Source organism: Ruegeria sp. CDSC081 (assembly GCF_059610485.1).
This window is the reverse complement of sequence record NZ_JBXWNS010000011.1, coordinates 1-23,712: the sequence shown is the minus strand read 5'-3', so window position 1 is coordinate 23,712 and position 23,712 is coordinate 1. Positions and strand designations below refer to the sequence as shown.

The following is a 23,712-nucleotide window of genomic DNA, read 5'->3' as shown; positions in this document are numbered from 1 at the left end:
AATGGTGAACCAGAGTTTTGAACCGGCAATCTATTCTTTACGAAAAAGCGGCCCGATGGCGGCGGTTACCAGAAAGATCACAGCTGCGGCGCAGACGATGCTGGGCCCGGCCGGAGTGTCGGCAAGATACGCACCGCACAGCCCGGCAAGGGCGGCAGCTGATCCGATGATGGCGGCCCCGAACGCCATATTTTCAGGTGTTTTCACCAAAGACCGCGCGCCGGCTGCCGGGATGACGAGCAGGGCGGCAATCAACAGAACCCCTACCACTTTGATTGCCACGGCAACGGCCAGCGCCATGGTCAGCGTCAACCACACCTCCTCGCGCTTTGGGTCAATGCCGGATGCATAGGCCATGTCCGGGTTCAGCGTGGCGACAAGTAGGGCTGACCAGCGCCAGATCATGACTGCCAGGATCAACGCGCCGCCACCCCAAATGGTTGCCAAATCGCCTTTGGTGACAGCCAGGATATCACCAAACAGAAAGGCATTTAAATCCAGCCGGACGTCGGACAGCAAGGCGACGGTGACTAGCCCTGCGGCCAGGGCTGTATGCGCTATTACGCCTAGTAATGTATCCATCGCCAACCCCTTGCCACGCAAAAGCGTGACGGTAAGCCCCATGGCAAGCGCTGACGCCACAATCGACGGCAGCATCGGAAGCGAAAATGCCAGAGACAGTGCCACACCCAGAACAGCCGCGTGCGCTGTGGCTTCGCCCAGATAGGCCATCCTGCGCCATACCACAAAGCACCCCAAAGGGGCCGCCGCGAGTGCAACACCAATACCCGCCAGCGCCGCACGAACCATAAAATCGTCTAACATGAGTTGGTTGTTTCCTGGTCGTGGTGGTGGTCATGGTCGTGCGAATGGCTGTGTTGATGTTGGTAAAGGGCCATCATGCCCTTGGTTCCGCTGCCAAATAGGGCCCGGTATTCGGGTGCGTCCGCGACGGTATGAGGCGACCCCTCGCAGCATATATGTCCGTTCAGACATAGCACACGGTCTGAGGCCGCCATGACAACGTGCAGATCGTGACTGACCATCACGATCGCGCAACCAAGGTCGCGTCTGACCTGCTCAATGCGTTGATAGAAGGCAGCTGCACCCGGTTGGTCCAGGCCTTGCGTCGCTTCATCCAAAAGCAAGACCTGAGGATCATCAAGGAGTGCGCGCGCCAGCAGAACTCGTTGAAATTGACCGCCCGAAAGCTGGGTCATTTGCCGGTTGCGCAGATCCGGGACGCCCGCTCGTTCTAGTGCATCCAGCGCTTTGCGGGCCGAGATCCGTTTGGGTAAGCCCAGGAAACGTTGCACGGTCATCGGTAAAGCGGCGTCCAAAGCCAGTTTTTGCGGGACATAACCGATGCGCAGGCCGGGTGCGCGGCTTACCTGGCCTTCTGATGGGGTAATGGCCCCAATGATCGCCCGTAAAAGAGTCGACTTACCAGATCCGTTGGGCCCCACAATGGTCACGATCTCTGCTTCGGAAACTGCCGCATTCACATGTTCAAGGATCGTGCGGCCGTCGATCCGAATGGACATGTTTTTCAATGAAATAAGGGGGGTATTCATGCCGCCGACCCTACACATTCGGGACATAGGCCCTCGGCCTCGACCACTACTCGTTCGATTTGAAACCCCGAGGTGTTCGCCGCAGCGCCCAATCGGCCCTGTGTCAGCTCGGTTTCCGTTTCAGCCACCGCTTTGCAGGACCTGCAGATCAGAAACGCGGGGACATGGTCATGGGTCGGGTGGGCGCAGGCTGTATAGGCATTCAGTTGCTCGATACGATGCACAAACCCGTTTTGCACAAGGAAATCCAGTGCACGATACGCGACCGGAGGTTGCGACCCGAGCCCTTCTGCAGCTAGCACAGCCAGAATGTCATATGCGCCCATTGCCCGGTGCTTTTCCAACAGGATCTCAAGAACACGGCGTCGGACAGTGGTGAATTGCAGGCGCTTTGTTCTGCACTTGTTTTCAGCCTGAGACAGCGCAGTGTGAACGCAGTGGGCGTGATCGTGTTGTCTGAATCCAACGGTGCTCATGGCGGGACTCCAATGATTTTGAACTTGATATGTAATAACGTCCGGATTAACAAGCGCTCAACGAATGTAATAACATATCATCTCGGAGGGAATATGTTCCGACCCACACTGTATTTGTTCTCAATCGCGTTTGCAGGCCAAGCCATTGCCGAGGCGCCAAGCGTGGCCGTCGATATTGCGCCTGTCCATTCGCTGGTCGCCCGGGTGATGGACGGCGTGGGTGAGCCCAGCTTGATCATTCCACCCGGCGCGTCACCTCATGATCACGCTATGCGGCCTTCTGAGGCGCGGTCTTTGCAATCCGCCGAGATCGTTTTCTGGACCGGAGAAGAGCTGACCCCTTGGCTGGTTAAACCCTTGGGCGCGCTGTCGCCGGATGCGCTGCATGTCTCTTTGTTGGATGCGGATGGAACAATTCTCTATGAATTCCGGGATGCGACCGATCATGATGACCATGATGACCGTGCGGATCATGATGGCCACGACGATCACGCGGATCACGACGATCATGCGGGTCACGACGATCATGCGGGTCATGACGATCACGACGACCATGCGGGCCATGCAGACGACCATGGCCATGATCACGAAGGGGTAGACCCCCACGCCTGGCTGGATCCCGAAAATGCACGTATCTGGGTTCAGGTAATTGCCGCAACGCTCTCAGAGGCGGACCCTGAAAACGCCGATGTTTATCAGCAGAACGCTGCAACCGCAGATCGGGAGCTGGTTGAACTGAAAGAAAAAATTATGACAGATCTGACAGATATGCAGACGCTGTCATTCATAACGTTTCATGATGCCTATCAGTATTTCGAAAAGCGATTTGGGCTCGAGTCATCCGGCGCAGTCAGTCTTGGCGATGCTTCCTCTCCCGGGCCGGCGCGATTGGCGGCTTTGCGTGAAAAGGTTGAGCATGAAGGAATTGTTTGTGCCTTTTCCGAGCCACAATTTGACACAAGGCTGGTACGGACAGCGATCGAAGGAACCGGGGCCACGATCTTTGAATTGGATCCCGTAGGCGTGAGTTTTGACACGGGAATTTCGCACTATGACAGTTTGCTAATGGCCATGTCCGCCGGCTATCAAGACTGTTCCAAAAGTAAGTCGTAAGTAGCTGGGATAGCGGATTGCTCTTATTCTTCGTTGCAAAAGAGTTCGTAGACAACCTCTAACATCCGGCGTGGCCGTTCATCGGCCAGTCTATAAAAGATCGCCTTGCCTTCGCGGCGAGGCGTCACCAACCCTTCAAGTCGCAATCGCGACAGTTGTTGCGAAACAGCGGCTTGCCGCGCCGAAAGCAGCTCTTCCAGTTCTGTTACTGACTTTTCTCCCGATACCAGGTGGCACAGGATCATGAGACGCCCTTCGTGGCTGATGGCCTTGAGAAAATTTGCAGCATGCGTTGCGTTCTCAACCATTTTGTCGAAATTTTCCGGAGATGTTTCCTGTGAAAGTTGTGGAAGGGCCATCCTCTGTTTCCTTACCAGCCCACACTTTGGGCGCCTGTTTGGGTTGCTGCCTGGAGAAGGTCGCAAGTCAGCTAATTATGAACATTTACTCTCATATGCATGAATCAAAATGAGGTGAAGGGAAAAGGGGAACTTGTGAGAGTTCGACGCAGATTTCGACTTTGAAGAGCGTATCGCTTTAGTCACCGCTGAATATCAATTTGCATTTGCAGGGCATGAAGTTTCCTGCACCCCTTGCAGCCCCACTGTGGCGATACTAAGACTCAGGTAACAGATTTTCGGGTAGTGTCCCGATCCATAGCAAAGCAGGCAGGTTTCTTATGTTCGATCCCGTTGACACATACATGAACACGCTTGTCCCAATGGTCGTTGAGCAGACCAGCAGGGGTGAGCGCGCATATGATATCTTCTCGCGCCTTCTGAAAGAGCGGATCATCTTTATCAACGGCCCGATCCACGACGGGATGAGCCATCTTGTGGTTGCTCAGCTGCTGCACCTTGAGGCGGAAAACCCGAACAAGGAAATCTCGATCTACATCAACTCGCCGGGTGGCGTGGTCACCAGCGGTTTGTCGATTTACGACACAATGCAGTATATCAAACCGAAATGTTCAACATTGGTGATCGGTCAAGCGGCCTCGATGGGGTCGGTTCTGCTGGCCGGTGGCGCGAACGGGATGCGCTTTTCCCTGCCGAACAGCCGCATCATGGTGCACCAGCCCAGTGGCGGATACCAGGGTCAGGCAAGTGATATCATGATCCACGCAGCTGAGACGCAAAAGCTGAAGGATCGCCTGTATGATATCTATGTACGCCATACTGGACAGACCAAAAAGGCCGTTGAAAAGGCGCTGGACCGTGACAACTTCATGAGCCCGGAAGAGGCTAAGGAATGGGGTCACATCGACGAGATCGTTGAAAACCGCGCCAAGATGAGCGGCGAAGAGAGCTAAGCCCAGACCCCTCGTGTCGCCGATACGGGGGGTATTTTGAGATTGTAGCCGCCACAGTGCTGGCCTAAGCTGCACGAACAGGCGCAAGCGCGGCCCCGCAAGGGGCATAGGATGGAGCCCGAAAGGTAGATCATGGCGACGAATTCAGGCGGTGACGGCAAAAACACGCTCTACTGCAGCTTCTGTGGCAAAAGCCAGCATGAGGTGCGTAAGCTGATTGCAGGTCCGACCGTGTTCATCTGTGATGAATGCGTCGAGCTGTGTATGGACATCATCCGCGAAGAGACGAAAGCCAACGGGCTGAAATCTTCTGACGGAGTGCCGACGCCGAAAGACATCTGCGAAGTTCTGGACGATTATGTGATCGGTCAGGCTACGGCCAAGCGGGTTCTGTCAGTAGCGGTTCACAACCACTATAAACGATTGAATCACGCTCAGAAGGCCGGCAGCGATATCGAGCTGGCCAAATCCAACATCCTGTTGATCGGCCCGACAGGCTGCGGCAAGACGTTGTTGGCGCAAACTCTGGCGCGCATTCTGGATGTGCCCTTTACCATGGCCGATGCGACCACGCTGACCGAAGCCGGTTATGTGGGCGAGGATGTCGAAAATATCATTCTCAAACTGTTGCAGGCCAGCGAATACAATGTCGAACGCGCGCAGCGCGGCATCGTTTACATCGATGAGGTCGACAAGATCACGCGCAAATCTGAGAATCCCTCGATCACGCGCGACGTGTCGGGCGAGGGCGTGCAGCAGGCGCTGCTGAAGCTGATGGAAGGCACCGTCGCCAGTGTTCCGCCGCAAGGTGGACGCAAGCATCCGCAGCAGGAATTCCTGCAAGTGGACACGACGAATATCCTGTTCATCTGCGGTGGTGCCTTTGCGGGTCTGGATAGAATTATCGCACAGCGCGGCAAAGGCTCGGCCATGGGCTTTGGTGCCGATGTGCGGGACAATGATGACCGCGGCGTGGGTGAGATTTTCAAAGAGCTGGAGCCTGAAGACCTGCTGAAATTCGGTCTGATCCCGGAATTTGTCGGACGTCTGCCAGTTCTGGCCACGCTTGAGGATCTTGACGAGGATGCGCTGGTCACCATTCTGACAAAACCCAAGAACGCGCTGGTCAAACAGTATCAGCGTCTGTTCGAACTGGAAGATGCCGAGCTGGGCTTTACCGACGATGCGCTCAAGGCTATCGCCAAACGCGCCATTGAACGGAAGACCGGTGCACGCGGGCTGCGCTCGATCCTTGAAGACATCCTTCTGGACACGATGTTCGAATTGCCTGGCATGAAGAACGTGACCGAAGTTGTCGTCAATGAAGAGGCTGTATCCTCGGACAAGCAGCCGCTGATCATCTATGCGGATGCGGCGGAATCGGCTTCGGCCGGGTAATCACTGAATTTGAATTGCAACAGATGGCGCGGTGATCCCGCGCCATTTTGTGTTTGGGAGGGCAGGATGACGATAAGGCGAATTTCCTCGGGCGGCCAATATGAGGCCAAAGTCGGCTATTGCCGGGCAGTGGTTGCAAACGGTTTTGTCTTTGTTGCCGGAACCTGCGCACAAGGCGAAGTCATTCCCAAAGATATCGTCGGACAGTGCAAATCCGCGCTGCAGGCGATTGAAAAGGCCTTGGATGAGGCTGGATCAAATTTGGCGCATGTGGTTCGGGTAAACTACTACCTTCCGGACATGTCGGAATTTGAACTGTGCTGGCCCTTGCTGGTTGAGGCATTTGGTGAAAACCCGCCGGCGGCGACAGTGACCGAATGCAACCTGATCACGCCAGAGGACCGCATCGAGATTGAAGTGACCGCAGTTTTGCCGGATTGATGCGCAACGTTACCCTAGCACTGGACCTTGGCGGACCTTTGGTCCATATCTGCAGAGACAAAAATGCCGGAGGCAGCCGATGGGAATCCTGAACAGTCTTTTGCGCGCCGTGACCTGGTGGAACGGGGCCACCCTGAACACCCAGATTTACACCGCGCGCAAAGGCGTGAAAGTCGGTGAAGATAATGAAGGCAATATATTTTATCGTACCGCGGATGACAGCAGGCGTTGGGTGATCTTCAACGGCGAGGCCGAGGCCAGCAGGGTTGATCCCGATTGGCACGGTTGGTTGCACCGCACCTGGGACGAACCGCCAACCGACAAACCTCTGGCACATAAATCCTGGGAAAAACCGCATCAGGAAAACCTGACAGGAACCGCGCTTGCTTATGCACCGGCGGGGTCTTTGCGCCGCCCGGATCCGGTCGAGCGTTCGGATTATGAGGCCTGGAACCCGGAATAAGACGAGGCGAGCAATGTCATCTTACAAAGTTTCAGAAGTTTTGGTCGGAGGCGCTGTTCTGGCCGGGGCAATAGCGTTTGGCGTCTATGCGAGCCAGTCGACAGGCCTGTCCCAGGGCGGTTCTGGTTATGAGCTTAACGCCTCTTTCCGCTCGCTCGAAGGCGTCGGCGTCGGAACGGACGTGCGGCTTGCCGGGGTCAAAATCGGCACCGTGACAGGAGTGGCCCTGAACCCGGAAACCTACCGGGCGGACACGACTTTTGCGATTTCTGATGGAATTTTGGTCCCCGATGACAGTGCTATCGTGATCTCATCCGAAGGGTTGCTGGGTGGTAACTTTGTAGAAGTCATGCCAGGCGGATCGCTCTTTAACTTTGAACCGGGCGATCAGGTCGAGGATACACAGGGCGCAGTCAGCCTGATTTCGCTTTTGGTTAAGTTCGTCGCCGGAGATGGCGGCGAATGAGGCGATATGCTCTGATCGCGGCAATACTGGCAGCCTCTGGGGTAGCGGCACAGCAAAAGGTTCAATCCGGACCGGGTGCAATGCTCAGAGGGCTGGATAAGGTCAATGGCCAGACCGTTGATGTCGAACTGCAAAACGGCCAATCCAAGACAGTCTTTGGGCTGGATGTCGCGCTGGGTGATTGCCGCTATCCTGCAGATAACCCAACAGGGGACGCGTTTGCCTACCTGACCATTTGGGAACAAGGCGGAACGGATCAGCTGTTTGACGGGTGGATGATTGCCACCTCGCCAGCCCTGAATGCGCTTGATCATTCGCGCTATGACGTCTGGGTGATCCGCTGTATCACGCCATCCGGCGATTGATCGAGATCAGCAGAGAAATCTGCTGCAATAGTCACTGCCTCTTCCAGCGCGTTCCGATACTGTGCCCGCGGCACCTCAATCGCGCCGAGCGAGGCGAGATGCGCGGTTAAAAACTGTGTATCGAACAGTTTGAACCCGCAGGACCGCAACCGGTCGACCAGATAAGCAAGCGCAATTTTTGAGGCATCCTTGCGTCGGGAAAACATGCTTTCACCAAAGAAGGCAGCGCCAAGAGTAACGCCATAAACGCCCCCAACCAAATTCGGGCCGTCCCAGATTTCCAGTGAATGGGCGTGACCGGATTGGTTCAGCTTTTGGTAAAGGGTGCGAAGTTCCTGATTGATCCAGGTATCCGTGCGATCAGCGCAGCCATCAACAACGCCGGCAAAATCCCTGTTGATTGACACCGTGTACCCACAGTTCCGAATCCTGCGGGCCAAGCTGCGTGAGATGTGAAATCCGTCCAGAGGGAAGATGCCGCGAAACTTAGGATCAACCCAAAACAGGTCCGGATCATCGCGATGTTCAGCCATCGGGAAGATACCGATGGAATATCCATGGAGCAGTAATTCCGGGGAAAGGCTCATGCCAGGCGCCTCAGGGTCGGAAAGCGGTAACCTTCCGACCCAGCAGAGTTAGTCGGCCATATTCTCCGCAAGCCAGTGCTCCAGCCAGTGGATGTTATAATCACCGCTTTGGACGTCACTTTCTTGCAGCAGCGCGTGGAACAAGGGAACCGTCGTGTCGATTCCGTCCACGATCAACTCTCCCAATGCGCGTTCCAGACGGGCCAGTGCTTCGGGCCGGTCGCGGCCCTGCACGATCAGTTTGGCGATCAGTGAGTCGTAGTAGGGCGGGATCGTGTACCCGTCATACAACGCTGAATCCATCCGCACGCCCAGACCGCCCGGCGCATGGTAGGCCGAGATTTTTCCAGGGCAGGGCGAGAAGTTTGGCAATTTCTCGGCGTTGATCCGAACCTCGATGGCGTGACCATTGATTTTCAGATCATCCTGACCGAATGACATTGGCTGACCAGCGGCAACGCGGATTTGTTCGCGCACCAGATCTACGCCAAAGATGCCCTCAGTGACCGGGTGTTCGACCTGTAGGCGGGTGTTCATCTCGATGAAATAGAAGTCGCCATTTTCGTACAGAAATTCGATCGTACCTGCACCGATATAGTTGATCTTGGCAACCGCATCGGCACAGACCTTACCGATCCTTGCGCGTTCTTCTGGGGTGATGCAGGGGCCGGGTGCCTCTTCGAATACCTTTTGGTGGCGGCGCTGCAGGGAACAGTCGCGCTCGCCCAGATGAACCGCTTGGCCCTTGCCATCGCCAAAGACCTGAATCTCGATGTGGCGCGGTGTGGTCAGGTATTTCTCAATATAGACCTCGTCATTACCAAATGCGGCTTTGCCTTCGGCGCGCGCGGTCATAAAGGCGCTTTCCATCTCATCCGCACTCATCGCGACTTTCATGCCGCGTCCGCCGCCACCGGCGGTGGCCTTGATGATTACAGGATAGCCGAATTCTTCACCGATCCGCTTGGCTGCGGCCAGATCCGGCACGCCACCATCTGAACCAGGCACACAGGGAACGCCCAAGGCCTTCATCGTGTCCTTGGCGGTGATCTTGTCCCCCATCACGCGGATATGCTCAGCGGTGGGGCCAATGAAGGTGATGTCGTGATCTTCGACGATCTGCACAAACTCGGCATTTTCAGACAAAAAGCCGTAGCCCGGGTGGATCGCCTGAGCGCCAGTGATCTCGCAGGCTGAGATGATCGCAGGCACCGACAGATAGCTTTGTGGGCTGGGCGGGGGGCCGATGCAGACCGATTCGTCCGCCATGCGTACATGCATCGCGTCACTGTCTGCGGTTGAATGGACGGCGACTGTCTTAATCCCCATCTCGCGTGCGGCGCGGATGACGCGCAGGGCGATCTCGCCTCGGTTGGCAATCAGGATCTTGTCGAACATGGGGCCGCCTTACTCAACAATGACCAGAGGAGTGCCGAATTCCACAGCATCGCCATCACCCACCAAAATACGCTTGATAGTGCCGGATTTAGGCGCGTGGATGTGGTTCATGGTTTTCATCGCTTCGACGATCAGCAGCGTGTCGCCTTCGGAAACACTGGCACCGACGGAGATGAAGGACGGCGCACCCGGCTCGGGCTGCATGTACACGGTGCCGACCATGGGCGAAGTCACAGCGCCCGGATGGCTGGCTGGATCGTCACTTGCTGCGGGTGCTTCAGCTGCTGCAGGTGCGGCTGCCGGGGCTGCGGCTGGCGCGGCCGCCGGGACCGCAACCTGGACCGGAGCGGCGACGGGTGACATGCGGCTAACGCGTACGTTTAGGCTGTCATCTTCGCCATAATCACGCTTTACCTGCAACTCGGTCAGGTCGTTTTCCCGCAGCAGTTCGGCCAGTGCCTTGATAAACGCCACATCCGCTTCGTGTTTGGTATCTGTCATGAGTGTCCTCGACGGTTCCCCTTTGGCCCGTCTGTTTCGCGCGGGCTTTGGTCTGATTACGCAGCGTTATAAGCTAAGCGTACGGCCATGAAAAGCACAGTCTCGGCCTGTCAGATGGGGGTTTTGCTGAAGATTACCAGTGGTAAACAGCGTTACAGCGGCATTCCGGAGAGTTTCGCAACCAGTTCAGGCAGTTTACGTGCCCCGAATTTTTCAAGCAGCCGCGCACGGTAGGCTTCGATTGTACGATAGCTCAGGTTTAGTTCCGCACCGATTTCCTTGGCCGACAAGCCCTTGCAGGACAGAATGGCAACCTCGCGCTCACGGCTGGTTAGCTCGACCAAAGGGCGTTCCTCGGAAATATCCGAAAAACTCCAGATGCCATGGCGGAATGGATCTTCAGGCGTTAGCGAACGTCCACGCGCGCGGCACCAGAATAAGTCGCTATCGCGGCGACGCATGACCCTCTCATCCGTATAATATCCGGTGTCGCGCATGATTTGCAGGCTCCGTGCGCCGATACGTTCCCAATCTGCGACAGAAGGGTAGAGGTGTAGCAGGGGCATGTTGCGGTAATCGGCCTCTTCACCGCCGAAAGTGCGTGCGAACTGCAGATTACACCGGCGGATCACGCGGTTCTCCAACTCGACCAATCCGATCGGCGCATATTCAAAGGCTGGGTCGCTCATATGTCCATGGTGCAGGTGTTTTTCCGAAAATAGAAGGGGAAGGCCCTTGATTTTCGAAATATGCAAATGGGTTACACCGTGGACTAGGTGTTTGGAATTGCGGGATGCGTTTGTGAAGAAAGTAAATTGCTCGAGATAATTAATTGCTAAAGACTTATATTTAAATAATAGTTTTGAAAATGCTTCTGAGGTTGACCAAAGGAGCCAGCGGAAAAAGAGGAAATTTTGCGGGACACGTTAACAGGCAGCCGTATTCGCGAAAGGCGGCAGATCGCAGGATTGCGTCAGGCCCAGCTTGCACGGCAGGTTGGAATCTCGGCATCCTATCTGAACCTGATCGAGCATAACCGCCGCAGGATCGGAGGAAAGCTGCTGGTGGATATCGCTGCGGCTCTGACCGTTGAGCCTTCGGTGCTAACCCAGGGGATCGAGGCGACGCTGATTTCTGCGCTGCGCGAGGCTGCGGCAGATGCAGTTGGCCAGAAAGCCGAAGTGGACGGGCTTGAGGAATTCGCAAGTAGGTTTCCAGGGTGGGCGGGCGTTTTGGCGCAAATGCACAGCCGAGTGGTGTCGTTAGAGCGAACGATTGAAACCCTGTCGGATCGTTTGACCCACGATCCGCATCTGGCGGCATCCATGCACGAGGTCCTTTCGACAGCCGCCGCGATTCGTTCCACCGCTGCCATTCTTGCTGAAACGCAAGAGATTGAACCCGAGTGGCAAGACCGATTCCACCGGAACCTGCACCAGGATGCCGAACGCCTGGCCGATAGCTCCAAATCGCTGGTGGCCTATCTGGATGATTCCGAGGGGGCCGAGGATCGTCGCGGGGTCCCTCTGGAAGATGTCGAAGCATTTTTTGACAGGCATGATCACCATTTCCCGGAAATCGAATCCGGAGGCGGAAGCGCAGATGTTAATCTGAATGAGATTGATTCCTCTGCCGCGCGAAAAGTGGCGCGGGATATTCTGGACGTCTACGAATCCGACGCTCGGCTTTTGCCTCTGGATGCGCTCAAAGGGGCTTTGGATCGGGGAGTTACAGATCCTTTGCTTTTGGCAGCAGAGTATTCAGTCGACGTTGCCAGCGTACTGAGGCGGCTGGCCGCCTTGCCTAAAGGGTATTTGTCGCGCCCGACCGGGCTGGTGATTTGTGATGCCTCGGGCAGCATTTTGTTCAGCAAATCGGTGCCCGGTTTTGCCATGCCCAGATTCGGCGAGGCGTGTCCTCTGTGGCCGCTGTTTCAGGCGCTGAACCGGCCGCTGGTTCCGATCCGAAAACGGATCGTCCAGTTGGGGCGAACGGCTGCGGAATTCGATTGTTATGCCTATGCCTGGCCGCAATCCATTTCCGGCTATGACGATGCGCCGGTTTATCGTTCGGTCATGCTGGTTCGATCCGTCGAAGAAAGCCCTCTGGGCAGTCAGGCGGTTGCCCATGTTGGCCCAAGTTGCCGTGTATGTCCCAATAAGGACTGTGAATCGCGCCGAGAGCCATCGATTCTGAGCGAAGGTTTTTGACAGTTTCGTGACACTGCGCATAAGCTGTTTCGGACAGGTTGACAGTGGTGCAGCCCGTCTCGGGGAGGAATGAAATATATGAGCCGAAAGGTTCTGTTGATCGAGGATGAGCCGAACATTGCTGAAGCCATTCGGTTTTTGCTGACCCGCGAGGGATGGCAGGTTGAAACGCATGCTGAAGGGACGGATGCGCTGCTGGTGATTCTGGGAGCAAAGCCCGATCTTGTGATTCTGGATGTGATGCTGCCGGGCAAAAGCGGGATGGAGATTTTGCGCGACTTGCGCGAACTCGAAGAGCTGCGAAATCTTCCGGTTCTGATGCTAACGGCTCGTGGCCAATCGAAAGATCGTGAGATGGCCGAGAATGCAGGGGTCAGCCGGTTCATGACAAAGCCGTTTTCCAATGCCGAAGTTCTGACCGCCGTCCGCGATTTGCACGCGCAGGCCTCGCGGTCATGAGCATGCAGGACGACCGCCAACCATCTGGTGCGCGGCCGTCGCTGTTTCTTGAACGTCAAAGTTACCGCCGACGCAGGCTGACCGACGCCGCCCGATTGCTGCCCATTCTGGGGGGCGCGCTGATTGCGATTCCGTTGCTGTGGCCGCGTGGGGGCGATGCAGCGGACGGGGTGCCGCTGTCTTCTGCGATTCTCTATATCTTCACATGCTGGGCGGTTTTGATCGTTGCCAGCGTTCTCTTTGGGTTCGCCGCAAGACGCATATCAACCGGCGATGATTCCGAGCCAGGTCAAGACTGATGGCAACGCTGAACGTGCTGATCCTGGTTTGTTTGGGCTATGTGGTGCTGTTGTTCAGCGTCGCATTTGCCGCCGACAGAATGGCCGCGGCGGGCAGGGGGGCGTGGCTGCGATCTCCGTTGATCTACACGCTGTCGCTGTCGATCTATTGTACCGCCTGGACCTTTTATGGCGCGGTAGGGAACGCCGCCCGGTCGGGGCTGGAGTTCGTAACGATCTATCTGGGCCCCACGCTGGTCATGATCTGTTGGTGGTGGGGATTGCGCAAGCTGGTTCGGGTTGGCCGCAGCCAGAGGGTGACCTCAATCGCTGACCTGATTTCGTCTCGCTATGGCAAGTCGAACACTCTGGCGATTTGCGTCACAATTCTGGCCGTGTTGGGCGGGACGCCCTATATTGCGCTGCAACTTCAATCCATTACGCTGTCATTCTCAATCTTTGCCGAGGCTGACCCAAGCGGTCTTTACCGCGAAGGGTCCAGTGTGTTCTGGGTTGCGGCGGGGCTGGCGGTGTTCGCCATTCTGTTCGGTACCCGCAATCTGGATGCCAACGAACGCCATCATGGTGTTGTCACAGCCATCGCATTGGAATCTGTCGTTAAACTCTTTGCGCTGCTGGCCGTGGGCATTTTCGTTGTCTGGGGTATAGCCGGAGGAGTCGGTCCGATGATGGACCGCATCGATGCCTCTGAGATCGGGCAGTGGAATGTGAATGCCGGACGCTGGACCACGTTTATATTTCTATCGGCTGCGGCCTTTGTGTGTCTGCCGAGGATGTTTCAGGTGATGGTGGTCGAGAACGCCGATGAAGGGCATCTGAGGACAGCCGCATGGGCCTTCCCCCTGTATCTGCTGTTGATGAGCCTCTTTGTGGTGCCAATCGCGGTCGTAGGATTGGACCTTTTGCCCGAAGGATCGAATCCGGATCTGTTCGTGCTGACGGTGCCCCTGTCGCAGGGCAATGAATGGCTGGCGATGCTGTCCTTTATTGGCGGCTTTTCATCCGCCACATCGATGGTGATTGTCACGGCAATGGCCCTATCGACCATGGTGTCAAATCACGTCGTGATGCCGATCTGGTTTAGCCGGCAGGAGGGCACTGGCGCCGTATCCGGTGATGTCCGCAATGTGGTTTTGCTGTCCCGGCGGATTTCAATCGCCGTGATCATGGTGCTTGGGTTCTCGTATTACCGCATTTCCGGCGGCGGGGCCGCGCTGGCCTCGATTGGTCTGGTGGCCTTTGCCGGGATTTCCCAGATTTTGCCTTCGCTGGTTGGCGGGCTGTTCTGGCGCGGGGCGACGCGAACAGGGGCTTTGATCGGACTGACTGTGGGATTCTTGTTGTGGATCTACACGCTTTTGTTGCCAGGAATGGGCAGCGCGATTATGTCGGATAGCGTCCTGCAGAACGGGCCGTTCGGATGGGGCTGGTTGCGCCCGCAGGCCCTGTTCGGAATCGACGGAATGGACCCGATGGTACACGCGGTGTTGTGGTCGCTTTCTCTGAACACATTGGCATTTTGCGCGGCCTCTTTGCTGAGTTTTCCAAGCCCGCTCGAACGTTTGCAGGGGGCGCAATTCGTCAACGTATTCGACCATTCGGTCGCGCTGCGCGGTTGGACCGGATCGGTAGCGCAAAGCGAGGACCTGATGATCATGACCCAGCGCATTTTGGGCGCAGGTCCGGCGCAAGAGTTCTTTCAGGCGCAGGCGGAACAGCAGGGTGGGCGTTCCAGCCTGCCCGAACCTACGCCTGGGTTTTTGGAGCGGTTGGAACGTGAACTCAGCGGCTCGGTCGGGGCGGCGACAGCGCATGCGATGATCGGGCAGATTGTTGGTGGTTCCTCCGTTTCGGTCGAGGATTTGCTCGCTGTGGCCGACGAATCCGCGCAGATGTTGGAATACTCCAGCCAACTGGAAGCGAAATCCGCTGAACTCAGCCGTACGGCGCGCCAACTGCGCGAGGCAAACACCAAACTGACCCAGATTTCCGAACAGAAGGACGGGTTCCTTAGCCAGGTCAGCCACGAATTGCGAACCCCCATGACCTCGATCCGGGCATTTTCCGAGATCATGCGGGATACAGAAGGCCTGACCGGCGAAGAGAGAACGCGTTACGCTGCCATCATCCATGACGAGGCGCTTCGGTTGACACGGCTGCTGGATGACTTGCTGGACCTGAGTGTTCTGGAAAGTGGACGAGTCAATTTGAACAAGAGCGGTGACACCCTGCGGTCGGTCTTGGACCGTGCCGTGTCCAGCGCCTTGGCTGGAAACAGCCAAAGACTGACCGTTCGGCGGTCTAAAACCTCCGAACGCGTTGTCCTGCATACGGATTTGGACCGTCTGGGGCAGGTGTTTATCAACCTGATTTCGAACGCTCAGAAATATTGTGATGCCAAAGAACCGGTTCTGACCATTTCCGCGCATGATGTCGGGGGGCAGGTCGTCATTGATTTTGCTGATAACGGCACTGGCATTCCTCCAGATGCCCGGCAGATGGTTTTTGAGAAATTTGCCCGCGTCGGAGGCGACAAGGCAGGTGGTGCGGGGCTGGGATTAGCGATCTGCCGTGAGATTATGCAAAGACTGGGGGGCGATATCAGCTACTTGCCCGGCCATGGTGGGGCTGCGTTCCGGGTCAGGCTGCCACAGGCCTACCGACAGGCTGCGCAGTGACGGCTGTATAAACAGGTTGGTAACTATCGCCGGGTTAGACCTGAAAGAGAATGCAGGAACAATCAGCGGTTTTAGGCATGACGCAATCTGTCAGCGCGGCTCTGGCGCGCAAGCTTTCGATCAGTCAGGAGGAAAAGGGTGACAAGCCTCGCTCGATCCTACGTGCGCTGCGTCTGGCTTTTGCTCGCGCGGCAGAAGATCGTTTGCAGATGCCGTTGTCGGTTATCGGCGCCAAACAATCCTGTCGGCCACCAGGTGGGCTGACACAATCTTTGGATGAGGAATGGATATTGCTGCTCTTTTCAGGCTCTGACAGCAGCTTGGCTGCGATCTGTATGGATATAGGGTTAGTGTCGGCTGTCGTGCAGGCTCAGACAATAGGCGAGGTGATGCCGGGAGCGCCTTCTGCGCGGGGGTTCACCGATACGGACGCGGCCATGGTGTCCCCTTGGATCGAAGAGGGGCTGTCTCGCGCGGCATCACTTGTCGAAACGGCGAGTGACCGCATGTGCCTGATCGGTTTTGAATATGCTTCGCGCCTTGCGGATCTGCGGACTTTGAACCTGGCGATGGTGGAAGAGGAATACCGAGTTTTTGAACTGACAGTCGAACTTGGCGGTGGGCTGAGACAAGGTCAGCTTTCAGTACTGTTGCCCATCCGACCGGCTGAGACGGCCGAGACGGAGGTGATTCATGATGAGCCAGAGGGCAGGCTTGATCAGGCATCGGGCGTGTTGAGGGCAGATTTGAATACGGTGGTCTGCCGGATGCCCTTGTCCCTGGCGACGCTGACAGAACTGGCGGTGGGGGATGTGTTGCCATTGATCGGGGCGCGGCTGGATCGTACCGAGATTGTGGCGATCGACCGCAGCCGGGCCGCGATCGGACGGCTCGGCCAATGCGGAGGGCTGCGTGCGGTGCGCCTGAACGAAACCTACCAAACACAGACACTTTCCCAGCCCGAAGCGAATGAGTTCCTTGAGGCGAGTTCAGCCAGTATACACGAAGAGGGGCCAACCGAACACGGGCAGGAAATAATGCCATTTTCCCCCGGCGCGCTGGGCCAAGAGGGGACAGAATTGAACCTCGAGAATTCGGAACACATGGTTGCCGAGATATCTCAACTGGCTGGTTTATCTGGGGATGAAAGCGCGCTGAAAGGCAGTTAGCAGACGGCTCAAGTCACTGATCTGCGTATTTCTTCCAAGGTTGGACGCAGGTTGTCCAACGCATAGCCTGCCTTGGTCGTCGCCTGAAGGATGTCTTCGGTGCTCATGCTTTCGCACTGCCCCAATGCCCAGATCACAGAACAACGCGTGCCCGATGCACAATATGCGAGAACCGGACCGGCACAGGATTCTGCCAGGTCACGTTGCAAGGAGACGTTTTCGGGCGTCATGGTCTGATGCGTCAGCTCTAACACTTCGTATTCCAACCCGGCAGCACGCACGGCCTGTCCGATAGCATCTGACTGGAGATCCTTGGGAACTTCGCTGTTCGGCCGGTTGCAGATCACTTTGACAAAGCCTGCCTCGACAATAGTGGGAACATCCTCGACCGAAATTTGCGGCGAGACGGCATAGCGGGGGGTTATCGGTCGAATCTCCATGGCTACTGCTTAGGTCGCGTTTACGGTTCTGTCCAGTTTTGCACCTAGGGCAGGAGCGGCATACATCCCTGCGAGCATGGAAACCAGAAAAACAACGCCTCCGGTTCCGCCATACGTAAGAGACGCGATGGCTGGACCGGGACACAGTCCCGCTAATCCCCATCCCATGCCAAACATGACCGATCCGATGATAAGGCGGCGATCCAGTTCATGCTGAACCATCGTCGGGAATTTCCCACCCGACAGCGGTTTGCGATCTGGAACCAGCCTCCATGCGATCATCATGGGCACAATGGCTCCCCCCATCACAAATGCGAGTGTCGGATCCCAGTTGCCGAAAATATCCAGCCACCCCTGAACCTTGGTTGTGTCAGTCATGCCGGAAATCAATAGGCCTGCTCCGAACAAGGAGCCCGAAAGAAGCGATATCAGATTGCGCATCAGATCAACCCCCAGACATGGCGAAATAAGGCCAGCGTCACTGCCCCGGCCGCAATGTAAAGGATCGTTGCCACGATCCCGCGCACCGAAAACCGGGAAATGCCGCACACCCCATGTCCAGAGGTGCACCCGTTGGCAATTCGTGTCCCGATACCGACAAGCAGCCCAGCCCCGATCACAACCGTCAAATTCGAGGTCAGGTTTGTCTGCGGCCCCGGCGACAAAAACAGGCTTAGCATCAACGGCGTCCCAATCATCCCAGCGAGGAGATACAGCCGCTCGGCCGAGCGGTCAGAGCGATCGACAAGCCCTCCCAAGATACCGCTCGCCCCCATTACACGACCGTTTCCAAGCAGGTAAACTGCTGCGCCAAGACCAATCAACAGGCCGCCTACCAGTCCCCATATCCATTCTGAATACACTGATTTGTTCCCCCAAGAAGTTCGGCACTAGCCGTCTAAAGTTTGTTCACTGGTAGTTTCAGGAACACGTCGCCATTCTCATCCTCAGGCGGCATCTGACCCGCCCGCATATTGACTTGTAAAGAGGGCAGGATCAGCCGCGGCATGGCCAAAGTGGCATCGCGGGCGTCGCGCATTTCAACGAATTCCTCGATAGGTCGACCTTGCCCGATATGCACGTTCAAGGCCTTTTGCTCTTCAACAGTTGTTTCCCACGCAAACTCGTCCCGCCCAGGAGCTTTGTAGTCATGCCCGACAAAGATGCGTGTCGCATCCGGCAGTGAAAGGATCCTCTGGATCGAGTTGTACAAATCTCCGGACGATCCGCCGGGAAAGTCGCATCGCGCGGTGCCAAAATCCGGCATGAACAGCGTGTCTCCGACAAATGCCGCGTCGCCGATGACATAGGTCATGCAGGCGGGCGTATGCCCGGGGGTGTGCAAGACGTCCCCTCTCATTTGGCCGACATGAAATCCGTCGCCGTCGCGGAACAAGGCGTCGAACTGGCTACCATCGCGCTGAAACTCGGTACCCTCGTTGAAAATTTTCCCGAAAGTTTCCTGGATGGCGACGATTTGATCACCGATGCCAATCTTGCCTCCGAGTTTCTGCTGCAAATAGGGGGCTGCTGAAAGGTGGTCGGCATGGACATGGCTTTCCAGAATCCATTCGGTTCGCAACGAATTGGATTGGACATATCCGATGATCTCATCCGCAGATCGCGTATTGGTCCGGCCGGATGCGTGATCGAAATCCAGAACACTATCTATGATCGCGCAGGCATCGCCTTCAGGATCCTGAACCAGATAAGACACCGTGAATGTCTCGGCGTCAAAAAATGCTTTCACTTTGGGCGTCATGGTTTCCTCCGCCGGTTAGGTCTTAGTCATATATTAATAACGGAATGTGAAGCAATCAACATTTGGTGATTTGATGCCGGTCAAGGCAGAAGCGGCAAAGTTGGGCTAAAATTCTGGCATCCTGCGAAAGCGCGCCGATATTAGGGGGCGGTCGGGCGAATATTCGCGCGATAGAATAACAGAGTGATGTAAGTCTTAAAACCGTTACTAAATTATAGGTAACTGATGACATTTGGGAGGATGGATATGCCGAGAATCGATTTGTATTCCGAAGCCGAACAACTTGAGAAAAAACTGAAGGGCGCCAGTGTTGATACCCGCCTTGCCCTTCAGCCCAGTGTCACAAAGGTCATCGAGAAGATGCGTCTGCAGGGTGTTGAGGTTCCTGCGCGCCTGCGCCGTCTGGATGCGGCCCTGTGCGAGGACGTTATGGAAGCGCGTTTCGACAATCTGCCGGTTTGATAGCCGCAGTCAACCGAACGAGATTCCAAGTATAACCAGCATAAGACCTATCACCGACAAAAAGAGCGCGCCCATGTTCCAGGGCAGCACCCGTTGAACAACGGCGCGCAGTTCATCGTCAGACAGGCCGGATTTGCGCGCTTTCATTACGTGCAGAATGCACCAAACCAGCCCAGCCAGGCCGATAAGTGACAGGGCGGCACCGCCCCAGGTGATGAATTCGAACATCGTTTTCCATCTTTCAACGTCTGACCTGAGCGCTTAACTGATCGCGCTGGCCCGCACAAGCGAGACTGGTTTTTTGCATGCTTGCGGCTTGGCTCGCCCCGATGTATCCCGCTTGTTGCCCACCTTTTCAGCATGACAAACCAGCCTTTGGGAGAGACTTAGATGGAAGAGAATACCGAAGATCAGGCCGCCGCGAATTACCGTGTAACCGCGGGTGAGCTGCGCCAGTTCATCGAACGGATCGAGCGTCTGGATGCGGAAAAGAAAGATTTGGCGGAGCAACAAAAAGAAGTGATGGCCGAGGCAAAAGCGCGGGGCTACGACACCAAGGTCATGCGGAAAGTGATCGCATTGCGCAAACGTGACAAAGACGACATTGCCGAGGAAGAGGCGGTGTTGGAAATGTACAAAGAAGCGCTGGGAATGTAACGGCTGCTTTCCCGCTATAGACTCAAGGTTTTAGAACCTGCACTCCGGGCATGGACTCAAGCCGGTCCATGTCCTGCGCATATAATTCTGCAAACGCGTCGACGATTTCCATGCTCCAATCTGGCAGATCAAGCTCTTCTGTTGTGAGCTCGGTTTTGGCGTGTTCCTCCAAAACCGTGGCAAGGTCGTCACGCAAATGTTCGTCCTGTTCCAGGCTTTGATCAATCAATGCCAGACCTTTGGATTTGCCTGAATCGTCTAGAAGTGACAGCAGTAAATCAAACTCATCAACCAGCGTGTTGTCCGAGGGAAGGGCCGCGATTGCACGGACTATATCTCCCCAGATCAGTGGTGCGTCCTCGTTGCTCCAGAGTGTGATTTTGACATTGGGCGCAAGATCTCTGATGTCCTCGACCATGCTGATCCAGCTGAGGCAGCTGATATCGGTACTTCGCATTTTGTCGAGGCGACTCTGTTCAGGTAGCGACATCAAAGCTTTGGGAATAAATCTGCCAGGGCTTAAAAAACCCATACAAAGCTCAATTTCGTGGTCAGGAAAGGACTTTTCAAGCAACTCCATTCGGCGTCCCGCATTTGGGTATAGCTGCCCGTCGTCCAGTGCATTTCCAACATCACCTGCAAAGCTGGCGCATGAGTAAATCAAACGATCGACCTTCGGAGCTGATCGCAACCCATCCCGGAGCATTTCCATTGCGGCACCGATTTCATCCTGGTTTTCAATGGCAGCAAAGGCGGGTTCGAAAATTTGTCGATATCGGCGCGGGCCAAATACGGATGCACCATTTTGATGCAACGCGCCGGTGTTGCGTTGAAGGGACCGCAATACGAGACCTTCATCGGTGAACGCAGCACCTGCGTGGATTGCAACCTGCATATTCGGTTTTTACCCTCGCGTTCGTGCACATTATCTGCTGGGTTACAGGCTGTACTCCGCACAGTCAAACCAGGCGGAGTAAAATCTCTGGGCCAGACCCAGTGCCATGAATACAGAAAATCGTTAAGCGGCGGCAAAATTCTGTCTTGAAGTCCGTAACGAGAGGCATTAATCGACACCAAGTGCCCCTATAGCTCAGCTGGTAGAGCAACTGATTTGTAATCAGTAGGTCCGCGGTTCGAGTCCGTGTGGGGGCACCATTTCACTCTAAGATTCCTTCTGTTCCTTGATTTTGCTAAAGTCACAATGTTTGGGACAGCGCAGGCGCTTTGCGCAACGAAGAGTTTCTCCGAGGACTTTTTCTGATGGCCTGCGTAAATGGGGTGGTGGTCAAAGGCGGCGATTGAATTTCCGCAGGTTGCATCGGCGAAACGCATTGTGTTCATAGCCTTATGGCCTTACTGGTGCTTTCAGCCTAAAAACTGGCCCAACGCGCTGTGCGGGCGTGATGGAATGGTAGACATATCAGACTTAAAATCTGAAGGGCGTATGCCCGTGTGGGTTCGAGTCCCACCGCCCGCACCACCTCTGACACCCTGATTGATTTTCAAGTCTCGATGCAGCGGAACCTCTCCCGATTTGCTTTGGTTCGGGTTCGGCGGGAATTGAATACCGGGATTGGTCCAGCGCAAAAATCGGTGTCGTGCATTAAATGTCCAATATCTATCCAGCCTAAGGTGAGGGCCTGTCAGGCTACACCTTCCAGTTCCTGCATGTTAGCATCCCGTAAATTTCTTCAGGAGACACCATATGCCGTTGACCGTGAAACAAATGATGGAAGCTGCGAACTCCACCGTCGAGCGAATCCAGAGAGCCAAAGCGGTCGAGATCTTGGAGCGAGGTGGCCTGCTTCTGGACATCCGCGATGCAGCGGAATTGCAGCAGACAGGGCGTGCTTCGGGGTCTCATCATATCCCGCGCGGTATGTTGGAGTTTCGGGCCGATGACACTCTGCAATCACATGATCCAGAGCTTCGCAAAGATCGCCCAGTTGTCTTGTATTGTGCCTCGGGTGGCCGCGCCGCCCTTGCGGGAAAGCTGTTGCAGGACATGGGGTATGAGCAGGTCTATAACCTGGGTGGCTTGGTCGATTGGGTGAATGGCGGGGGCGAAGTCGCCTAGCCAATAGGAAACGCCAGAACCCGAGCTGTGATCGGTCGAAAGGTCAGGTCAGGCGTTGAGGAATGTCCTGACGGCGGCCTCGAACTCACGCGGTTTTTCCGCATGCAACCAATGTCCTGCACCAGGTATTTTTGCAAAACGTGCCGAAGGGAACATTTCGCGGATCACTGAGCGATGTTCAGGCAGCACATAGTCGGACTCCCCCCCGGACAAAAACAGTGTTTGACCACCCCAGGATGCGTCTATTTCAGGAAAGCCCATGATCTTGGGCATTTCAGAGGCCAAAGTATCCAGGTTCAAAAGCCAACGCTGTCCGTTGATGTCGAGTGACTGCGTGAAAAAGCTCTGAAGGGATTTTTCGACTCCGTTGTCGGCCAGTTGTTGTTCAGCGTCCGAGCGACGCTCGACCCGGGAAAGGTCCACCGCGCGCATCGCTTCAATAAACTGAATCTGACTGTGGCTATAGGCCACCGGGGCGATGTCTGCCACCACCAGTTTGCGCAGCTTTGCGCTGTGCAGCAGGGCTAAAGTCATGGATGCCTTGCCGCCCATCGAATGTCCGACGACATCTGCCTGTCCGCCGAACTGGTCGATAACTTCGGTCAGATCATTTGCTAGATCGGAATACCCATGGTCATGCGTCCACATGCTGTTTGCGTGGTTGCGCATATCAACCGCCACAACTTGCCGCTCGTCAGATAGCCGGCGGGCGATGACCCCCCAGTTCCGGGCCGAGCCAAATAGGCCATGGGCGATCAGCAAAGGGGGCTTGTCGGTTGGTTCACCATGTATGATCGTGTTCAGCATATAGCCGTGATACCCGCCGCAATCTGAAACGGCCAGCCCCATTGTGGCCCCTGTTCCACATGGGTAAACTGTCAGCTCAGGAGGCCGCAGCATGCCGCAAGACACAGATATACAAACCCAAATTGCGCAGACCATACAGCTGTTGCGTGACAAGTTGGGTGTGCGCGACAAAACGCTGACCGCCTCGGTCAAAAAGGCCAAAAGGCAACTGCCGCGCCGGATATACAAACAGGCAATGGTTCTGGCACAAGCAGAGCAGATGGCGGCCCATCCAAAACTGCGACTTGTGCTGGACAATCCAAAACTGATCCAGGCCTCGGAAGAGGTTCAAAAACATCTGGGGGGTATCAATTTGGCGGATCGGAGGATGGGATGGTTTCTGGGAATGCTGGGCGGGCTGACTTTTAACCTGTTGGCCTTTTCTGCTTTGTTGCTGATCTTCATGTTGTGGCAGGGGCTTATCTGACCACAAAAAAAACGGCGCCGGATTGGCGCCGTTTTGTTCTTGGATGACTGAATTCTTACAGGTTTGGATAGATAGGGAATCTGGCGCAGAGGTTTGCGACTTCGGCTTTGACTTTGGCCTCGACCTCACCGT

The 23,712-nt window shown here is 55.8% G+C and carries 31 protein-coding genes and 2 tRNA genes; 18 read left to right on the top strand and 15 right to left on the bottom strand.

Features of this window, described 5'->3' with window-relative positions; all coding sequences use genetic code 11:
* Window positions 1–30: 30 nt before the first annotated feature.
* The 3 genes from AC2FH9_RS17835 to AC2FH9_RS17825 are packed head-to-tail and all read right to left on the bottom strand — an operon-like array spanning window position 31 to window position 2,050.
* Window positions 31–825 (bottom strand): metal ABC transporter permease, encoded by a 795-nt coding sequence (locus tag AC2FH9_RS17835; protein WP_496704027.1) that lies wholly within the window; start codon window positions 823–825, stop codon window positions 31–33.
* On the bottom strand, window positions 819–1,574 hold the full coding sequence (locus AC2FH9_RS17830) for a metal ABC transporter ATP-binding protein (protein ID WP_496704028.1): 756 nt from the start codon (window positions 1,572–1,574) through the stop codon (window positions 819–821). The genes AC2FH9_RS17835 and AC2FH9_RS17830 overlap by 7 nt, the downstream gene beginning before the upstream one ends.
* On the bottom strand, window positions 1,571–2,050 hold the full coding sequence (locus tag AC2FH9_RS17825; RefSeq protein ID WP_142638114.1) for a Fur family transcriptional regulator: 480 nt from the start codon (window positions 2,048–2,050) through the stop codon (window positions 1,571–1,573). Before AC2FH9_RS17825 ends, AC2FH9_RS17830 begins: the two co-directional genes overlap by 4 nt.
* Window positions 2,051–2,143: 93 nt before the next feature.
* Between AC2FH9_RS17825 and AC2FH9_RS17820 the strand changes: the two genes are divergently transcribed.
* A complete protein-coding gene (locus AC2FH9_RS17820) occupies window positions 2,144–3,163 on the top strand; it encodes a zinc ABC transporter substrate-binding protein (RefSeq protein WP_496872437.1) in 1,020 nt (339 codons plus the stop codon).
* Between the two features lie 23 nt (window positions 3,164–3,186).
* On the opposite strand, the gene AC2FH9_RS17815 is transcribed toward AC2FH9_RS17820, so the two are convergent.
* Window positions 3,187–3,522 carry an ArsR/SmtB family transcription factor gene (locus AC2FH9_RS17815; RefSeq protein ID WP_142638116.1) on the bottom strand — a complete coding sequence of 112 codons (336 nt, stop codon included), beginning with the start codon at window positions 3,520–3,522 and terminating at the stop codon, window positions 3,187–3,189.
* A gap of 320 nt (window positions 3,523–3,842) precedes the next feature.
* On the opposite strand from AC2FH9_RS17815, the gene AC2FH9_RS17810 reads away from it, so the two are divergent.
* The 6 genes from AC2FH9_RS17810 to AC2FH9_RS17785 all read left to right on the top strand — a co-directional run bounded on the left by AC2FH9_RS17810 (window position 3,843) and on the right by AC2FH9_RS17785 (window position 7,608).
* Window positions 3,843–4,475: an ATP-dependent Clp protease proteolytic subunit gene (locus AC2FH9_RS17810; RefSeq protein ID WP_496698089.1), complete on the top strand. Its 633-nt coding sequence runs from the start codon at window positions 3,843–3,845 to the stop codon at window positions 4,473–4,475.
* Window positions 4,476–4,607: 132 nt separating this feature from the next.
* Complete coding sequence (gene clpX, locus AC2FH9_RS17805) at window positions 4,608–5,873, top strand: ATP-dependent Clp protease ATP-binding subunit ClpX (protein WP_142638118.1); 1,266 nt, start codon at window positions 4,608–4,610, stop codon at window positions 5,871–5,873.
* 66 nt (window positions 5,874–5,939) lie between these two features.
* Window positions 5,940–6,314 carry a Rid family hydrolase gene (locus AC2FH9_RS17800; RefSeq protein ID WP_496750724.1) on the top strand — a complete coding sequence of 125 codons (375 nt, stop codon included), beginning with the start codon at window positions 5,940–5,942 and terminating at the stop codon, window positions 6,312–6,314.
* Window positions 6,315–6,393: 79 nt separating this feature from the next.
* Window positions 6,394–6,777: an NADH:ubiquinone oxidoreductase subunit NDUFA12 gene (locus AC2FH9_RS17795; protein ID WP_142638122.1), complete on the top strand. Its 384-nt coding sequence runs from the start codon at window positions 6,394–6,396 to the stop codon at window positions 6,775–6,777.
* A gap of 13 nt (window positions 6,778–6,790) precedes the next feature.
* A complete protein-coding gene (mlaD, locus tag AC2FH9_RS17790; RefSeq protein WP_496703388.1) occupies window positions 6,791–7,243 on the top strand; it encodes an outer membrane lipid asymmetry maintenance protein MlaD in 453 nt (150 codons plus the stop codon).
* The gene (locus AC2FH9_RS17785) at window positions 7,240–7,608 is read left to right on the top strand and encodes a DUF2155 domain-containing protein (RefSeq protein ID WP_496750722.1); all 369 of its coding nucleotides are present in this window, start codon (window positions 7,240–7,242) and stop codon (window positions 7,606–7,608) included. Before mlaD ends, AC2FH9_RS17785 begins: the two co-directional genes overlap by 4 nt.
* On the opposite strand, the gene aat is transcribed toward AC2FH9_RS17785, so the two are convergent.
* The 4 genes from aat to AC2FH9_RS17765 form a co-directional block, all read right to left on the bottom strand.
* A complete protein-coding gene (gene aat / locus AC2FH9_RS17780) occupies window positions 7,563–8,195 on the bottom strand; it encodes a leucyl/phenylalanyl-tRNA--protein transferase (RefSeq protein ID WP_496703390.1) in 633 nt (210 codons plus the stop codon). The genes AC2FH9_RS17785 and aat overlap by 46 nt on opposite strands.
* A gap of 48 nt (window positions 8,196–8,243) precedes the next feature.
* On the bottom strand, window positions 8,244–9,593 hold the full coding sequence (gene accC / locus AC2FH9_RS17775) for an acetyl-CoA carboxylase biotin carboxylase subunit (protein WP_271950374.1): 1,350 nt from the start codon (window positions 9,591–9,593) through the stop codon (window positions 8,244–8,246).
* Window positions 9,594–9,602: 9 nt separating this feature from the next.
* Window positions 9,603–10,094, bottom strand: coding sequence for an acetyl-CoA carboxylase biotin carboxyl carrier protein (gene accB / locus AC2FH9_RS17770; RefSeq protein ID WP_281995796.1), 492 nt, complete (start codon window positions 10,092–10,094; stop codon window positions 9,603–9,605).
* A 152-nt stretch (window positions 10,095–10,246) separates the two neighbouring features.
* On the bottom strand, window positions 10,247–10,783 hold the full coding sequence (locus AC2FH9_RS17765) for a helix-turn-helix domain-containing protein (RefSeq protein ID WP_142638135.1): 537 nt from the start codon (window positions 10,781–10,783) through the stop codon (window positions 10,247–10,249).
* 222 nt (window positions 10,784–11,005) lie between these two features.
* On the opposite strand from AC2FH9_RS17765, the gene AC2FH9_RS17760 reads away from it, so the two are divergent.
* The 5 genes from AC2FH9_RS17760 (at window position 11,006) to AC2FH9_RS17740 (ending at window position 16,909) form a co-directional block, all read left to right on the top strand.
* Entirely contained in the window at window positions 11,006–12,304 is a 1,299-nt protein-coding gene (locus AC2FH9_RS17760) for a helix-turn-helix domain-containing protein (protein ID WP_496872498.1), read from the top strand.
* A gap of 78 nt (window positions 12,305–12,382) precedes the next feature.
* A complete protein-coding gene (locus tag AC2FH9_RS17755) occupies window positions 12,383–12,763 on the top strand; it encodes a response regulator transcription factor (RefSeq protein ID WP_496703392.1) in 381 nt (126 codons plus the stop codon).
* A complete protein-coding gene (locus tag AC2FH9_RS17750) occupies window positions 12,760–13,062 on the top strand; it encodes a hypothetical protein (protein WP_496690133.1) in 303 nt (100 codons plus the stop codon). Before AC2FH9_RS17755 ends, AC2FH9_RS17750 begins: the two co-directional genes overlap by 4 nt.
* Entirely contained in the window at window positions 13,062–15,740 is a 2,679-nt protein-coding gene (locus tag AC2FH9_RS17745; protein WP_496750720.1) for an ATP-binding protein, read from the top strand. Before AC2FH9_RS17750 ends, AC2FH9_RS17745 begins: the two co-directional genes overlap by 1 nt.
* Before the next feature lie 50 nt (window positions 15,741–15,790).
* A complete protein-coding gene (locus tag AC2FH9_RS17740) occupies window positions 15,791–16,909 on the top strand; it encodes a FliM/FliN family flagellar motor C-terminal domain-containing protein (protein ID WP_496872436.1) in 1,119 nt (372 codons plus the stop codon).
* An 8-nt stretch (window positions 16,910–16,917) separates the two neighbouring features.
* On the opposite strand, the gene AC2FH9_RS17735 is transcribed toward AC2FH9_RS17740, so the two are convergent.
* From AC2FH9_RS17735 to AC2FH9_RS17720, 4 genes are read right to left on the bottom strand one after another with little or no spacing between them, the layout of a single operon-like run.
* Window positions 16,918–17,349 (bottom strand): protein tyrosine phosphatase family protein, encoded by a 432-nt coding sequence (locus AC2FH9_RS17735; protein ID WP_281973226.1) that lies wholly within the window; start codon window positions 17,347–17,349, stop codon window positions 16,918–16,920.
* Between the two features lie 9 nt (window positions 17,350–17,358).
* Window positions 17,359–17,790, bottom strand: a complete 432-nt coding sequence (locus AC2FH9_RS17730) for a DUF6691 family protein (protein WP_496692839.1) — start codon at window positions 17,788–17,790, stop codon at window positions 17,359–17,361.
* Complete coding sequence (locus tag AC2FH9_RS17725) at window positions 17,790–18,212, bottom strand: YeeE/YedE family protein (protein WP_496750718.1); 423 nt, start codon at window positions 18,210–18,212, stop codon at window positions 17,790–17,792. The genes AC2FH9_RS17730 and AC2FH9_RS17725 overlap by 1 nt, the downstream gene beginning before the upstream one ends.
* Window positions 18,213–18,247: 35 nt before the next feature.
* Complete coding sequence (locus AC2FH9_RS17720) at window positions 18,248–19,111, bottom strand: MBL fold metallo-hydrolase (RefSeq protein ID WP_282022110.1); 864 nt, start codon at window positions 19,109–19,111, stop codon at window positions 18,248–18,250.
* Window positions 19,112–19,357: 246 nt separating this feature from the next.
* Here AC2FH9_RS17720 and AC2FH9_RS17715 point away from each other — a divergent pair, with 246 nt between their 5' ends.
* Complete coding sequence (locus AC2FH9_RS17715) at window positions 19,358–19,573, top strand: hypothetical protein (RefSeq protein WP_142638155.1); 216 nt, start codon at window positions 19,358–19,360, stop codon at window positions 19,571–19,573.
* A 9-nt stretch (window positions 19,574–19,582) separates the two neighbouring features.
* On the opposite strand, the gene AC2FH9_RS17710 is transcribed toward AC2FH9_RS17715, so the two are convergent.
* Window positions 19,583–19,801: a carboxymuconolactone decarboxylase family protein gene (locus AC2FH9_RS17710; RefSeq protein WP_142638212.1), complete on the bottom strand. Its 219-nt coding sequence runs from the start codon at window positions 19,799–19,801 to the stop codon at window positions 19,583–19,585.
* Between the two features lie 162 nt (window positions 19,802–19,963).
* On the opposite strand from AC2FH9_RS17710, the gene AC2FH9_RS17705 reads away from it, so the two are divergent.
* Window positions 19,964–20,230 carry a DUF2312 domain-containing protein gene (locus AC2FH9_RS17705; RefSeq protein WP_142638157.1) on the top strand — a complete coding sequence of 89 codons (267 nt, stop codon included), beginning with the start codon at window positions 19,964–19,966 and terminating at the stop codon, window positions 20,228–20,230.
* Between the two features lie 22 nt (window positions 20,231–20,252).
* On the opposite strand, the gene AC2FH9_RS17700 is transcribed toward AC2FH9_RS17705, so the two are convergent.
* Window positions 20,253–20,810 (bottom strand): hypothetical protein, encoded by a 558-nt coding sequence (locus tag AC2FH9_RS17700; protein ID WP_246097250.1) that lies wholly within the window; start codon window positions 20,808–20,810, stop codon window positions 20,253–20,255.
* A gap of 499 nt (window positions 20,811–21,309) precedes the next feature.
* Here AC2FH9_RS17700 and AC2FH9_RS17695 point away from each other — a divergent pair.
* The 3 genes from AC2FH9_RS17695 (at window position 21,310) to AC2FH9_RS17685 (ending at window position 22,307) form a co-directional block, all read left to right on the top strand.
* Window positions 21,310–21,385, top strand: a tRNA-Thr gene (locus AC2FH9_RS17695).
* 239 nt (window positions 21,386–21,624) lie between these two features.
* A tRNA-Leu gene (locus tag AC2FH9_RS17690) sits at window positions 21,625–21,710 on the top strand.
* Window positions 21,711–21,935: 225 nt separating this feature from the next.
* Window positions 21,936–22,307, top strand: a complete 372-nt coding sequence (locus AC2FH9_RS17685) for a rhodanese-like domain-containing protein (RefSeq protein WP_496750707.1) — start codon at window positions 21,936–21,938, stop codon at window positions 22,305–22,307.
* A gap of 48 nt (window positions 22,308–22,355) precedes the next feature.
* Here the strand turns inward: AC2FH9_RS17685 and AC2FH9_RS17680 are convergent, their stop codons facing one another.
* Entirely contained in the window at window positions 22,356–23,156 is an 801-nt protein-coding gene (locus AC2FH9_RS17680) for an alpha/beta fold hydrolase (protein ID WP_496872496.1), read from the bottom strand.
* A 49-nt stretch (window positions 23,157–23,205) separates the two neighbouring features.
* Between AC2FH9_RS17680 and AC2FH9_RS17675 the strand changes: the two genes are divergently transcribed.
* Window positions 23,206–23,580: a hypothetical protein gene (locus AC2FH9_RS17675; RefSeq protein WP_142638198.1), complete on the top strand. Its 375-nt coding sequence runs from the start codon at window positions 23,206–23,208 to the stop codon at window positions 23,578–23,580.
* Window positions 23,581–23,712: the final 132 nt, after the last annotated feature.